This window comes from Sediminibacterium sp. KACHI17 (assembly GCF_040362915.1).
Lineage (GTDB): Bacteria > Bacteroidota > Bacteroidia > Chitinophagales > Chitinophagaceae > Sediminibacterium.
In genome coordinates, this window is the sequence record NZ_AP029612.1 from 680,947 (window position 1) to 694,143 (window position 13,197).

Annotated in this window: 12 protein-coding genes; 7 read left to right on the plus strand and 5 right to left on the minus strand. The window is 40.6% G+C overall.

Features of this window, described 5'->3' with window-relative positions:
- Positions 1–42: 42 nt before the first annotated feature.
- Together ABXG83_RS02945 and ABXG83_RS02950 are read right to left on the minus strand one after the other, a co-directional pair.
- A complete protein-coding gene (locus ABXG83_RS02945; protein WP_353550753.1) occupies positions 43–2,931 on the minus strand; it encodes a 4-alpha-glucanotransferase in 2,889 nt (962 codons plus the stop codon).
- Positions 2,932–3,025: 94 nt separating this feature from the next.
- On the minus strand, positions 3,026–4,627 hold the full coding sequence (locus ABXG83_RS02950; RefSeq protein ID WP_353550000.1) for a GMC family oxidoreductase N-terminal domain-containing protein: 1,602 nt from the start codon (positions 4,625–4,627) through the stop codon (positions 3,026–3,028).
- 135 nt (positions 4,628–4,762) lie between these two features.
- Here ABXG83_RS02950 and ABXG83_RS02955 point away from each other — a divergent pair, with 135 nt between their 5' ends.
- The 4 genes from ABXG83_RS02955 (at position 4,763) to ABXG83_RS02970 (ending at position 8,445) form a co-directional block, all read left to right on the plus strand.
- Entirely contained in the window at positions 4,763–6,394 is a 1,632-nt protein-coding gene (locus tag ABXG83_RS02955; protein ID WP_353550001.1) for a carboxyl transferase domain-containing protein, read from the plus strand.
- A gap of 75 nt (positions 6,395–6,469) precedes the next feature.
- On the plus strand, positions 6,470–7,255 hold the full coding sequence (locus ABXG83_RS02960) for a PhzF family phenazine biosynthesis protein (RefSeq protein ID WP_353550002.1): 786 nt from the start codon (positions 6,470–6,472) through the stop codon (positions 7,253–7,255).
- A complete protein-coding gene (rnhA, locus tag ABXG83_RS02965; RefSeq protein ID WP_353550003.1) occupies positions 7,252–7,737 on the plus strand; it encodes a ribonuclease HI in 486 nt (161 codons plus the stop codon). Before ABXG83_RS02960 ends, rnhA begins: the two co-directional genes overlap by 4 nt.
- Positions 7,738–7,791: 54 nt before the next feature.
- Positions 7,792–8,445: a diphthine--ammonia ligase gene (locus tag ABXG83_RS02970; protein WP_353550004.1), complete on the plus strand. Its 654-nt coding sequence runs from the start codon at positions 7,792–7,794 to the stop codon at positions 8,443–8,445.
- A 47-nt stretch (positions 8,446–8,492) separates the two neighbouring features.
- Here ABXG83_RS02970 and ABXG83_RS02975 read toward each other — a convergent pair whose 3' ends face one another.
- Together ABXG83_RS02975 and manA are read right to left on the minus strand one after the other, a co-directional pair.
- Positions 8,493–9,059, minus strand: a complete 567-nt coding sequence (locus tag ABXG83_RS02975) for a DUF6580 family putative transport protein (protein ID WP_353550005.1) — start codon at positions 9,057–9,059, stop codon at positions 8,493–8,495.
- A gap of 50 nt (positions 9,060–9,109) precedes the next feature.
- Positions 9,110–10,345 carry a mannose-6-phosphate isomerase, class I gene (manA, locus tag ABXG83_RS02980; protein WP_353550006.1) on the minus strand — a complete coding sequence of 412 codons (1,236 nt, stop codon included), beginning with the start codon at positions 10,343–10,345 and terminating at the stop codon, positions 9,110–9,112.
- Positions 10,346–10,415: 70 nt separating this feature from the next.
- Between manA and ABXG83_RS02985 the strand changes: the two genes are divergently transcribed.
- Positions 10,416–10,772, plus strand: coding sequence for a YraN family protein (locus ABXG83_RS02985; RefSeq protein WP_353550007.1), 357 nt, complete (start codon positions 10,416–10,418; stop codon positions 10,770–10,772).
- 48 nt (positions 10,773–10,820) lie between these two features.
- Positions 10,821–11,645 carry a 4,5-DOPA dioxygenase extradiol gene (gene ygiD, locus ABXG83_RS02990; RefSeq protein ID WP_353550008.1) on the plus strand — a complete coding sequence of 275 codons (825 nt, stop codon included), beginning with the start codon at positions 10,821–10,823 and terminating at the stop codon, positions 11,643–11,645.
- Here ygiD and ABXG83_RS02995 read toward each other — a convergent pair whose 3' ends face one another.
- The gene (locus ABXG83_RS02995) at positions 11,646–12,230 is read right to left on the minus strand and encodes a YkgJ family cysteine cluster protein (RefSeq protein ID WP_353550009.1); all 585 of its coding nucleotides are present in this window, start codon (positions 12,228–12,230) and stop codon (positions 11,646–11,648) included.
- A gap of 39 nt (positions 12,231–12,269) precedes the next feature.
- Here ABXG83_RS02995 and xerD point away from each other — a divergent pair, with 39 nt between their 5' ends.
- Positions 12,270–13,172, plus strand: coding sequence for a site-specific tyrosine recombinase XerD (xerD, locus tag ABXG83_RS03000; RefSeq protein ID WP_353550010.1), 903 nt, complete (start codon positions 12,270–12,272; stop codon positions 13,170–13,172).
- Positions 13,173–13,197: the final 25 nt, after the last annotated feature.

A 13,197-nucleotide genomic window follows, 5' to 3' on the forward strand; every position in this document is an offset into this window, starting at 1 on the left:
ACAGAAAATTTCAGTGTGAGCAGTGACTTCAGTGGCAATCCATTAACTCCTACCACTCAATTGAATGTACTGATGCAGTGTATGATTGAAATCATCTTGTTGCAACAAGGATTCCAAGGTAATGTGCATTCGATATCTCCAATAATGTTTTGGATCTGCAGGAATATTGATGCGTTCGCTATGTGGGTCTTGTTTACGAAGTGCTGCATCCATGCCCATGATATCTTGTAATTGGAAAACAGTCCACATCGCAGGAGAATACAAATGTTGTATGACAATTGCTGTGTTGATCCATGCTTCGCAGTAATATGGTGCTTCACCTGCTTGTCCGAGTTCATGATTGTAAAACTGCTGGATCCGATCTTTGTCTTCTTCCCACCAGCCACGAATAGTACTCATATCATGCGTAGAAGGTGTTACCACACTCAAATATGGCGCATCTGAAGGATGGAAAAATGTACGCTTAGGATCTTTTGGCATCCGCTGAATTTCTAAACTCAAAAGTCCCAACTGTCTCATAACATCCGGAACGCAAGCCGGCACTAAGCCCAGATCTTCTCCGCATACCAGCATGTTTGTTACCCGCTTCAGCGCCGGTAATTTTTTCATGGCTTCTTTCATCCAGAAATCATCCTGACGACGGAAGAAATAATCTACATACAGGTCTTTTAATTGCTGTTGTGTGTGCTGATCTAAATAACGGAAAGAAGAAGTGCTTTCCATATTGAATCTGAAATGGAAATGCTGCAGATCTCCTTCTTTGTCTTCAAACAACAATACATTACTGATGAGGTTGTATAATCCTTTCTTTACCTTATCATGTTGTTCATCCTTTTCAAGGGTATTGAAATATTGTTCAACCTGACGTTGTGTTGCAAACTCCGGCTTTAAAGTGTATTGACCAAAACCATCATAGTTCAGGAATTCTTTTTTCACCAATTCGTTATCATAACCAAACAGCTCCCATAAAACATTTTCATGGATAAATGGCTGAGTGAATCGATGATGATCAAATGAGATTCCACGCGATTGAAATTCATTGATGTGAACAGGAATGGCAGGAACAAAACGTCCCAGTATTCCTTCAACCGCATGCATAGGGATACTCCATATTCTAAAGAAGCCCAGGATATGGTCTATCCGGAAAGCATCAAAGTAATAACTCATCTGCTCGAAACGCTGTTTCCACCAGGCAAATCCATCAGCCTGCATTCTTTCCCAATTGTAAGTAGGGAAACCCCAGTTCTGGCCTGCGATCGCAAAATCATCCGGCGGTGCTCCTGCTTGTGCATCCATGTGGTAGAGTTCAGGATGCTGCCATGCATCAGCACCATGTCTGTAAACCCCGATCGCAATATCCCCTTTTACGATGATCCCTTTAGAATGCGCATAAGACGTGGCTTCTTTCAATTGCAGGTGCAAATGGTATTGCGTAAAATAATGCAGTGCGATCTCTTTATACGCAGCAGAATCAGGTGATGCCAGTCTTTCAATCTCAGACTCATCATAATGTCTGAATGCAGGCCATTGATTGAAATCGACAGTGCCATATTGATCTCTCAAATAACAGAAGACCGCATATGATTGTAGCCAATGTTTATTGTCGTTGAAATATTGCTTGAAGTCCGCAGTTGCTAAAATAGCTGCTCCCTGTTCTTCATAGATCTTCGCTATGATCTTTGTTTTGAAACGGATCACTTCTTCATAATCCACCGTATCCAATGCATTCAGTTTGGCTTTTTCAACAGCTATTTGTTTTTGCAGTTTGCGATCATCTTTGATCAATGTGTCCAAATGAAGATAGAGTGGATGTAATGCAAATGCAGATATAGCTGCATAAGGATAAGAATCAGTCCAACTATGTGTAGCAGTAGTATCATTGATCGGAAGTATCTGGATCATTTTCAATCCGGTCTTCGCAGCCCAATCAACCATTTGTTTCAGGTCATTGAATTCACCGACACCCAATCCATGTTCGGATCTCAGGCTAAAAACCGGAATCGCAACACCGGTTCCTTTCCATGTGTTATTGGGTAGTACTGCAAACCCGTCGTGTATGATGCTGATCTTATCTTTTACAACACCATCATACAACACACGATTATCGCCATCCTCATATCGTAGGAATTGTTGTTGATCGGTATCATAAACCCCATATTTATAAGCAATGGGAAAAGAATCTTTGGTAAGATCCAATTGTATTTGAAAAAAATCTTCGTTACTATTCTTTGTAAGCAACATTGGGGCTGTCGTATCCCAATTACCGAGCTGCTGACTGCTGCCCAATAAACACAACGTCTCCCCTTTTTTAAGTAAAGGTGCTTTGATCTTTAGAAGATGGGTAGTGGTTTTAGGTACTTTCGAACCTGTGTTGGGATGAACAGCATTCAGCAGTACTTTGGTAAATGGTTCTGTATAAAAAGCGTTCTCATAATACCCTGCAAAATTCCATGCATCCAGCACGTGAATTTCTTTGGCTTTGATCGCATTTAAATCGAGAGCCTTATCATTACCCCAATCATAGCTTGAAGTTCCATCAGCGTTGCGTAATATGTAGTGATAGGTAATCTTGTCTTGACTCAGATCTTTTGGGGTAAAATCAATGGTAATAAACCAGTATTCTTCATTGAAATATTGAAGCGGTATTGCTTTGGCAGGATCATTATTTCCTAATAAAGGGTGATTGCCAAGTATGAAGAGATCCTGACCGAAACTGGTATGAAATTTAAGTTGGAAAGTAACTTTCTTGCCTGCAGTACTCGATTTCGTTTTCGTAACAGTTTTGCTTTTCCCTTTATTGTCAGCTACAGCCGTCGAAGTATCTTTCTTTTTGGATGTCTTACCACGTGTTGCTTTCTTTGGTATAGTTGGGGTTTCAGCATTGGGTGAAGACACAGGATTCCCATTGGCTGGAGCAATCATTTTTTTCATCGTAGCCACTACAAGCATTTTTGGTATTACTAAAATAGGGATTAATGTGTAAATAAAACACAATAATCTCCTGTCCGAGCGCAAATGTAAGTGCTTATAGATGCTGTTTAATGAGATCGGCTGCTTTTTCTGCGATCATAATTGTTGCCGCATTTGTATTACCGGAGACGATGGTTGGCATGATGGATGCATCAACAACCCGTAATGAACGAATCCCATGTACTTTTAATTCATGATCGACCACAGATTCTTCATCAGTACCCATTTTACAGGTACCTACCGGATGGTAAAGGGTTTCAAGGCTTTTGTTGATATGTTGTTGTAATGCATTGTCGTCATGATAGTTTTTGGGTAGTGCCAGATCACCATCAGCATATGCATTCATTGATGGCGTCTGCGCGATCGCAATGGCTTTTTTTAAGGCGATCAATAAAAGTTCTCTATCCTTCGGATGATCCAATACACGATGATCAATGATCGGTGCGTCTTTCGGATTGGAATTTTTTAATCGGATTACTCCCCTGCTTTCGGGGTGTAAGAGGATCGCCATGATTCCAAATCCACTTTTTTTGGGAAAGGTTTTGAGGTTGTACATATCCGTGCTATAATCGTCTGCGATACCGATGGGCGCAAAATGAAATTGTATATCAGGTCTTTCTCCGCCATGGGTACTATAAAATGCATTGGCTTCAAGTGGACTATTGCCCAAGGGGCCTTTCTTGAATAAAAGATGCTGTACAAGCGCCTTTCCCATATTCAAAGGTGATAGCAATGCATTGGATGTTGGAATGATACTATTCACCGACACGCCGCTCCACACATGGTCTTGTAGGTTCTTACCCACTCCGGGTAAAGCGTGAACCACATTGATCCCTTGTTTACCCAATTCAATAGGATCACCGATACCGGATAACATTAATAAATGCGGGGATTGTATCGCACCTGCTGAGAGTATGACTTCTTTTGAACAATTGATCCTTTCGGTACCCGATTGACCAATCATTACTTCTACACCTACAGCCCTACCATTTTCAATCAAGATCGATTTTACCTGACATTGTGTTCTCACCGTAAGGTTCTTTCTCTTCATCGCAGGTTTTAGAAATGCAGTTGCGGTACTGTGACGTTGATTGTTTTTGATAGTGAACTGAAGTAAAGAAGCACCGATCTGTTGTGCGCCATTATAATCATCATTTCTTTGAATACCGGATTCTTCACAAGCCTGAATAAAGACTTCTCCAAGTGGATGCGGTTGTAAGGAATGGGTTATGTTCAATGGCCCATCCCATCCATGATAATCACCTCCAAAGTTTTCATTGTGCTCCGATTTTTTGAAATAGGGTAAGACAGCATCATAATTCCATCCCGGATTTCCCATCGAAGCCCACTCATCAAAATCTGCTCTGTTGCCCCGAACATAGGCCATGGCATTGGTAGCGCTACTACCTCCTAATGTTTTTCCCCTGGGTATAAAAAGACGTCGTTGATCAATATGCTTTTGCGGTGTGGTCCAAAATGCCCAGTCGGCATCTGATCGGTTCAATTTAGTATATGCGCCGGGAATATGTATCTCAGGCTTTTTATCAGGTCCGCCTGCTTCTAATAACAATATCTTATGATGTCCGCCTTCTGATAAGCGATTGGCCAACACACAACCTGCTGAACCGGCACCGATGATAATGTAATCATAAGACATACTTTAAAAGTAAAGTAAAAAAAGAAAGCATGCCAGTACTGAATGATATTTGATCAAATGACAACTTTAGCATCACAATTTTATCCTGTAAATGATGGATAGCCCCCTATCTTTGCAAAACTAACAATTGTTCGTATGACAGATATGGCATTTAACCGTAATGAAGATTGGATGAAACTCATGCTCAGTCAGGTTGAGCAGCATTTTGAAAAGATCAAACTGGGGGGAGGAAAAAAATCGATCGAAAAACAAAGAGAGCGAAATAAACTCACTGCCAGAGAGCGTATCGATTATTTATGCGATAAGGACAAGCCTTTTGTAGAAATCGGTGGCTTTGCAGGTTTTGATATGTATGAAGCTGAAGGAGGTTGTCCATCTGCCGGAACAGTAGCAGGAATTGGTTATGTAAGTGGTAGACAAGCAGTGATTGTGGCCAATGATCAAACTGTAAAAGCGGGTGCCTGGTTTCCGATCACCGGCAAAAAGAATTTACGGATGCAGGAGATCGCGATGGAGAATAAACTGCCAATTATCTATCTCGTGGATAGTGCAGGAGTTTTTCTGCCTATGCAGGATGAGATATTTCCCGATAAAGAACATTTTGGGCGCATCTTCAGAAACAATGCAAGAATGAGTGCCATGGGTATTACCCAGATCGCTGCTGTGATGGGTGCATGTGTGGCCGGTGGTGCTTATTTACCGATCATGAGTGATGAAACATTAATGGTAGAAGGAAATGGCAGTATTTTTCTGGCAGGTGCTTATCTGGTGAAAGCAGCGATCGGTGAAGACATCGATAATGAAACATTGGGTGGCGCTGTAACACACACAGAGATCAGCGGTATTGCAGATTATAAGTTTAAGACGGAACAGGATTGTCTCGATCATATCAAAAAGATCATGAACAAATTGGGTGCCTCCGGAAATGCAGGTTTCGACAGGATCCAGCCCGTAGCTCCTAAAAAAGATCCAAAAGAATTGTATGGTATTATTCCTGAAGGAAATCTAAAGCCATATGATATGTTGGATATCATTGAAAGAATGGTCGATAATAGTGAGTTCGATCAGTTCAAACAAGATTATGGAAAAACCATTCTGTGTGGCTATGCCCGTATTGAAGGATGGGCTGTGGGAATTGTAGCCAATCAGCGTCTCATCTGTAAGAATAAAAAAGGTGAAATGCAGATCGGTGGTGTGATCTATAACGATAGTGCTGATAAAGCTGCCAGATTTATTCTCAATTGTAACCAGAAAAAAATTCCGCTGGTTTTTTTACAGGATGTGACCGGCTTTATGGTTGGTAGCAGAAGTGAGCACAGCGGTATCATCAAAGATGGTGCGAAATTGGTGAATGCGGTTGCCAACTCCATTGTTCCAAAGATCACGATCATTGTTGGCAATAGCTATGGTGCAGGTAATTATGCTATGTGTGGCAAAGCCTATGATCCTCGATTTATTTATGCATGGCCATCAGCAAAAATTGCTGTGATGGGTGGTGATCAGGCTGCAAAAACATTGGCTCAAATTCAGGTCGCATCAATGAAAGCCCAAGGAAAAGAAGTCGATAAAGAACAAGAACAAGCTTTATTAAAAGAGATCAAAGGCCGATATGAAAGACAAACCACTCCCTATTATGCAGCTGCCAGATTATGGGTGGATGGAATCATTGATCCAACTGAAACAAGGAAAGTGATCGCAGAAGGATTGCATGCCGCCAATCATAACCCGGATCTCGATATTTTGCGTACTGGTGTGTTTCAGGTCTGATCTGTTTTGAAATTATGGTCAGTGGTAAGTCATCATATGACTGAATCATTTTACTTTGCTGTTCAATCATTTCATATGACTTATCCTATTTATACCGTTGATGCATTTACGGATCACGTTTTTGGAGGTAACCCCGCAGCTGTTTGTCCACTTACTGCATGGTTACCTACCGAAACCATGCAACAATTAGCGAATGAGAATAACCTTTCAGAGACCGCTTTTTTTGTTCAGCGAGAAGATGGTGACTATGACATTCGATGGTTTACACCGGAACTAGAGATCGATCTTGCGGGTCACCCTACCCTTGCTACAGCATATGTTCTTTTCAATGAACTTGGCTATGCGCAAGACACCATTCGTTTTCACAGCAAAAGTGGATTGCTGACAGTCACGAAGAATGGCGATCTGATGGAAATGAATTTTCCGGCTCGTATGCCTCAACCTTGTGAAATTCCAGCACACTTATTGGAAGGTTTTAGTATTCGTCCACAACAAGTATTACGTTCCCGAGATTATTTTTTGATCTATGAATCTCAAGAAGAGATCGAAAAAGTAATTCCTGATTTTGTTCAGTTGAACCAAGTGGAAACATTAGGTATCATTATTACGGCCAAAGGAAACAATGCCGATTTTGTCTCTCGTTTCTTTGTTCCGAATTCTGTGATCGGAGAAGATCCTGTTACAGGCTCAGCTCATGCTACTCTCATTCCCTATTGGGCAAAGGAATTGAATAAAACAAGTATGAAAGCCGAGCAATTATCCAAACGACGTGGCGATCTTTGGTGTGGTATCAATGGTGACAGAGTAACCATTGCCGGTAAAGCTGTTTTATATATGAAAGGTGCATACAAATTGGCATGAGTACATCCAGCGGACATCAACTGATCATTTATACCGATGGCTCATCAAGGGGAAACCCTGGCCCCGGCGGGTATGGTATTGTGCTAATGTGGGGTGATAAAAGAAAGGAATTATCAGCCGGTTATCGTCATACCACCAACAACCGCATGGAATTACTTGCGGTGATCGTTGCTTTGGAATCATTGACCAAGAGAAATATTGCGGTCACGATCTATACAGACAGTCAGTATATCGTAAATACGGTAGAGAAAAAATGGCTGGACAATTGGATACGGACTGATTTCAAAGGTGGTAAAAAGAATAAAGACCTTTGGCTGCGATATAAAGCAATCGCTAATCATTTTCAAATCCGGTTTGTGTGGGTAAAAGGACATGCCAATAATCCTTGGAACAATCGATGTGATGAATTGGCCACAACTGCTGCAGATGGAACTGATCTTTTAGTGGATGAGGTTTTCGAGAAAGAAGTTTTAAATAATTGATGTGTCTGTCATGTATCAACCTCAAATCAAAAATCGTATTTAAAAGACTTCAAATTGAACCATTGTTTAAGCTCCTGGAGTGGTGGTAAGGATAGTTGTTTTGCGCTAATGAAAGCCATTGAACTGGGCTATACACCTCAAGTACTCCTCAATGTCATGAATGAAAATGGAAAAATTTCCAGAAGTCATGGTATACCCGAATCTATTCTACAAGCACAAGCTAGTGCTGCGCAGTTACCCATACATCTGATCAGTAGTAGCTGGCAGGAGTATGAGCAACATTTTTCATCTGCTTTAAAACAGCTCAAGTCAAATTATCACGTGACGCATGCTGTATTTGGAGATATTGACCTTCAAGCGCATCGAGATTGGGAGGAAAAAGTTTGTACCGGTGCCGGACTCGTTGCACTTCTCCCCTTATGGCAGCAAGATAGAAGATCATTGGTTGAAGAAATGTTAGCTAGTGGTATTCAAACCATGATCGTAAGTTGTAATGAAGTAATGGGTCCATCTTTCATCGGAAAAACCCTGACTCCAAGTTTGATCAATGAATTAGAAGCATTGGGTGTAGATGCTTGTGGCGAAAATGGCGAATTTCATACTTTGGTGTATGACTGTCCATTGTTCAAGGAACCTCTTCATGTAGAAGTAAAACAAGCATTACAGCACAATCAATATTACTTTTCGGAACTCATACTCAGGAAATAAAAAATCCGCAGCGATGGCTGCGGATTTTTTTATTGTGCGAAAAGTCTTTATAAAGAAATATTCTTCTTAGCAACTGACTGATTCAAGAAATAATAACCGCCGAAAAGAATGGCAGAAAAAATAGCGGTAGCCATTAAGCTATTAGCATAAAAAGGCAATGCATCATTATAGCACATCATAAGACCTTCAAATGTTTTAGGGCGTTTCAATCCGCCGCCACCGGCCCATACCATAAAGTTAGAAATCAAGAAGAAAGTAGTAGGTGTTGCGATAGAGGCTCCCAATACCTGCATAGGTTTTTGACTACGAACCATGAATCCGAAGATGGTCAAACTGGTAAACAACAAGTAGTTAACCCATTGTCCCTTATAAAATCCCGGGATCTCTGTCAGGCCTTTGTTATATAAAAACTGGTATAACAAGTCAGATATGAACATAGAAATCAGTGGTAATGCAAAAGCCCATTTCTTATCCTTTACGAAAATAGCACCAGCAAAAAGCGCAATGGCGAACTGAGGCGCAAAACCCCAAGGTCTGTTAGGCATAGCGCGGTACACAGCACTTAGAAAAATGGTCAAAACCAGAGAAATAACGAGTGAACGATTCAATTTCATTGTAAAGAATTTCAGAGACAAAAATAGGTGTTATGAGCTAAGTTTAGTCCTCAATTTTCCTCATCCTGTGAATAAGCATTCGGAACTGATACAAAAGCTTTGTATAGTGAAGTTTTGCCGGAGGATAATATCTGATAGACTTGCCCCGGAAATACAATGAATGACTCTCCTTTTTTGACCACGATCTGCTGATTTATAATAACACCCCCTTCAATAACGATCCATATTTCAGGAGAAACTGCTTTGTCCTCAAAAATGGTATCACTATTCAACAACAGATGCGTAAGTGAAAAATCAGGTACCGGAAAATGGAAAACATACTCTCCGTCACGTCTGTTTTGTCCTTTCAATATATCGGGTCTAATCGGACTAAAATCAATATTCGCCAATAGTTCTGCAACATCAATGTGCTTTTTGGTCAAACCGCCACGAAGTACATTGTCACTATTCGACATCAATTCGATATTCTGTCCCTCCAGATATGCATGGGGAAGTCCGGCTCCTTGGAAGATACCTTCACCGGGTTGCAGATGAACGATATTGAAAAAATAAATAGAAAAGATACCACGATCAATATCACCTGCAGGGGCCTGATCATGGAAATACTTGGCAACCCACCAGCCTGGATGTTCTTTGGTGAGCAATCCTTCCTGTTTTTTTCGAATCTCACGTTTCACGAGCGGCAGTAGAAGATCATTGATACTTTGTTGTTCCATTTCCATGATGAAACAATACAGGGATTGAAGACCTTCTTTTCTAAAGAGTGGTAGCAGTATCTGAAATTCGATCACTTCATTCAAGATTTGCTCTAAGTCTTCTTTCTGTTTAAATCCATGTAACAACCAGAACTCACTGATTGCCAGCATAAACTCTGGCTTGTGATTTTGATCTTTATAGTTTCGAGCCGACGCATTCAAAGGAATTCCGGCCCTATTTTCACGATCAAAACCGGCTATTGCATTTTCCTTGCTGGGATGAACCTGAATGGATAGCATCTCCCGAACATCCATCACTTTCAATAAGTAAGGAATATTGCCAAAATGATGTTGGACAAAATCTGACAGGGTTGATGCCGGCTCATTATCGATCAACTCTTGTAAAGCTACCCACTGGTTATGAATAGAAACCTGCGCCGGAGCAGAGTGGTGCACACCTAGCCAATATTCCGCAAAAGGCAGGTTTTCCTCATTTTTTATACCTAACAACTCCGGTAGAAACGTATATCCGCCCCACTCGTAGTGTTGAACCTTACCTTGCAATTTTAGGATGGAATGATGATTTGACATATGAACAGTTGCAAGAACGCTCAAATCTTTTTAATTCGTATCCCTTTATTCATTTTTAACGAAATAGTTTATGCTCCATCACAAAAAAACCGGTGATTTAGGGGAATCAATTGCCGGAGAATTCATCATCGAGAAAGGATATCATATTTTGGAGAGAAATTGGCGCTATAAACATTGGGAAGTTGATATCATCGCTTCCAGAAACCGTAAACTTCATTTCATAGAAGTCAAAACACGAAACTCTCTCCGTTTTGGGAAACCGGAGGAAAGTATCACCAGAGAGAAAATGTCCCATTTAAAAAATGCTGCTGAACAATACCAATACCAACATCCGGAATGGAAATATATCCAATTTGATGTGATCGCTATTACACTAGTCAATGGTATCACCAAAGAGATCTTTATGATCGAAGATGTCTATTTTTAACAATACCTCATTTTAGTAAATCGTATATTTGATGTTTAAACACTAAATATGCAAACGGTCAGCTCCTTTTCATCATCGCTCACTGCTAAAAGTGATCAGCCAAAAATGCCGGTTATTTTTGCAGGCCATGGTAGTCCAATGAACGCCATTGAATCAAATGAGTTCTCCAAGGGCTGGCAGGAAATTACAAAAGAGCTGGTTCAACCTACCGCTATCCTGTGTATTTCTGCACATTGGGAAACCAGAGGCACTTATGTAACTGCGATGGATCATCCCAGAACGATCCATGACTTTTATGGCTTTCCGAAACAGTTGTTCGATCTGCAATATCCTGCACCGGGTAGTTCAGTGCTGGCTAACGACACAATTGAAGCGGTTGAAAAGACCATGGTTGAAAAAGACCTTTCCTGGGGACTGGATCATGGTTGCTGGAGTATTTTACAACACATGTACCCTGATGCAAATATACCCGTGGTTCAATTGAGTTTAAATCAATTGCAAGACCCTTTATGGCATTATGAATTGGCCCGTGAGTTGAGTGTATTGCGGAACAAAGGTGTACTCATCATTGGTAGTGGTAATATGGTGCACAACTTAGGTGTCATGAACTGGAAAACACCGGAGAAAGGATACGATTGGGCAGAAGAAGCCAATCAAACATTAAAAGCACTCATCGCCAATAATGACCATCTGCCTTTGACAAGGTATAAAGACCTGGGTACAGAAGTAAATCAATCTATACCAACACCGGAACACTATTTGCCGTTATTGTATACACTGGGGCTTAAAGAAGAGAACGAAAAAATCCGGTTCTTTAATGACAAAACCGTTTTTGGTTCGATCTCGATGACTTCACTACTGATCAGCAATTGATCAGGAAAAGCGAGCCATCATTTTTTCAACCATTTTAAATGTAGCAGGACAATACTCAACGTTCTGTTGGTGAACATGAATATATTCTACCATCTTCTTCTTTTTCAAATGTGGGAATCCCGCACAATCTGCAGGTCTTACTTCGTAAATGGAACACATATTGGTTGAGAGATCCAGAAACTGACAGGGTTGCTTCTTATTCATCCAGTCACTGTCTTCTTCATCAAAATATAACCACTTCTCTTTGAACTCTTTTGCAGACATTTCAAAATGAGCAGCGATCCTTTTAATATCGGTATTGGTAAAAGTAGGACTCATGCTTTTACAACAGTTGGCACAACTAAGACAATCCACTTCTTTCCAAACTTCTGCATCGATTTCTTCTGCGATTTTATCTAGATGTCTGGGTGGGTTTTTCTCGATCTTACCTAAAAATTTTTTAAAGGCTTTTTGATGATGTCTCACTTTCTGTTTGAACGAACGAAGATTGATCTGCATGCGAAAATGGTTAGTCTGTTTTGAGTTTGCAATATCGGTCTCCCCTACCGCAATGCCAAAACAATTTGCACCGTTTATTTTCATCATTATTTGACATTTTGCTCCACTGATTGTACATTTCATTTTATGTGGGATGCTTATAAAAAAGGATACAAAGCTTTTTTACGTCTGGAAAAATCGTTGAGCGATCATTCCGTAGAAGCGTATTTAAGGGATGTTGAGAAACTGACTGTATTCCTTGCATCCGGCGAAAGCATCAAAGCTCCTGCTGCAGTTGATCTAAAAGACCTTCAGCAATTTGTAAAATGGATCAGTGAATTGGGAATGACCGCCACCTCTCAGGCAAGGATCATTTCTGGGATTCGAAGTTTTTATAAGTATCTGCTTACAGAACAGATCATCAGCACAGATCCTACCGCCTTGTTAGAAGCTCCAAAAACCAGGCGTGCATTACCGGATGTATTAAGTTTTGAAGAGATCGAATTGATCATTTCAAAAATCGATCAAAGTAAACCTGAAGGCGGCAGAAATAAAGCTATACTCGAAACGATGTACAGCTGTGGGTTGCGGGTGAGTGAAGTCGTGAATTTAAAAATCTCCTGTTTGTATTTGGATGTAGGCTTTATCAGAGTGATCGGTAAAGGTGATAAGGAAAGATTGGTACCGATCGGATCTGATGCCATTAAATACATTAAACTGTACAAAGAGAATATTCGTGTTCATCAGCCCATGGTTCCCGGATATGAGGATATTCTTTTTTTAAATCAACGTGGCAAAGGTCTTACCAGGGTCATGATCTTTTATATCATTCGTGATCTGGCGGCTAAAGCAGGTATCACAAAAAGTATTTCACCGCATACATTCCGTCATTCTTTTGCCACCCATTTAGTTGAAGGTGGTGCTGATCTCCGTGCAGTACAGGAGATGTTAGGACATGAAAGCATTACCACTACCGAAATATATACCCATCTGGATCGTGACTTCCTGCGAAACACCTTGCAGCAGTTTCATCCAGCTTTCAAGAAATAATAATGATTAAAGTATAAAAGGTAGG

What these genes read in the sequence shown, in the direction of transcription:
- rnhA (WP_353550003.1), top strand. Translation starts at nt 7,252, where the DNA reads ATGAGTACATCCAGCGGACATCAACTGATCATTTATACCGATGGCTCA.
- ygiD (WP_353550008.1), top strand. Translation starts at nt 10,821, where the DNA reads ATGCAAACGGTCAGCTCCTTTTCATCATCGCTCACTGCTAAAAGTGAT.
- ABXG83_RS02960 (WP_353550002.1), top strand. Translation starts at nt 6,470, where the DNA reads ATGACTTATCCTATTTATACCGTTGATGCATTTACGGATCACGTTTTT.
- ABXG83_RS02985 (WP_353550007.1), top strand. Translation starts at nt 10,416, where the DNA reads ATGCTCCATCACAAAAAAACCGGTGATTTAGGGGAATCAATTGCCGGA.
- ABXG83_RS02955 (WP_353550001.1), top strand. Translation starts at nt 4,763, where the DNA reads ATGACAGATATGGCATTTAACCGTAATGAAGATTGGATGAAACTCATG.
- xerD (WP_353550010.1), top strand. Translation starts at nt 12,270, where the DNA reads ATGTGGGATGCTTATAAAAAAGGATACAAAGCTTTTTTACGTCTGGAA.
- ABXG83_RS02950 (WP_353550000.1), bottom strand. Translation starts at nt 4,627, where the DNA reads ATGTCTTATGATTACATTATCATCGGTGCCGGTTCAGCAGGTTGTGTG.
- ABXG83_RS02975 (WP_353550005.1), bottom strand. Translation starts at nt 9,059, where the DNA reads ATGAAATTGAATCGTTCACTCGTTATTTCTCTGGTTTTGACCATTTTT.
- ABXG83_RS02995 (WP_353550009.1), bottom strand. Translation starts at nt 12,230, where the DNA reads ATGATGAAAATAAACGGTGCAAATTGTTTTGGCATTGCGGTAGGGGAG.
- ABXG83_RS02945 (WP_353550753.1), bottom strand. Translation starts at nt 2,931, where the DNA reads ATGAAAAAAATGATTGCTCCAGCCAATGGGAATCCTGTGTCTTCACCC.
- manA (WP_353550006.1), bottom strand. Translation starts at nt 10,345, where the DNA reads ATGTCAAATCATCATTCCATCCTAAAATTGCAAGGTAAGGTTCAACAC.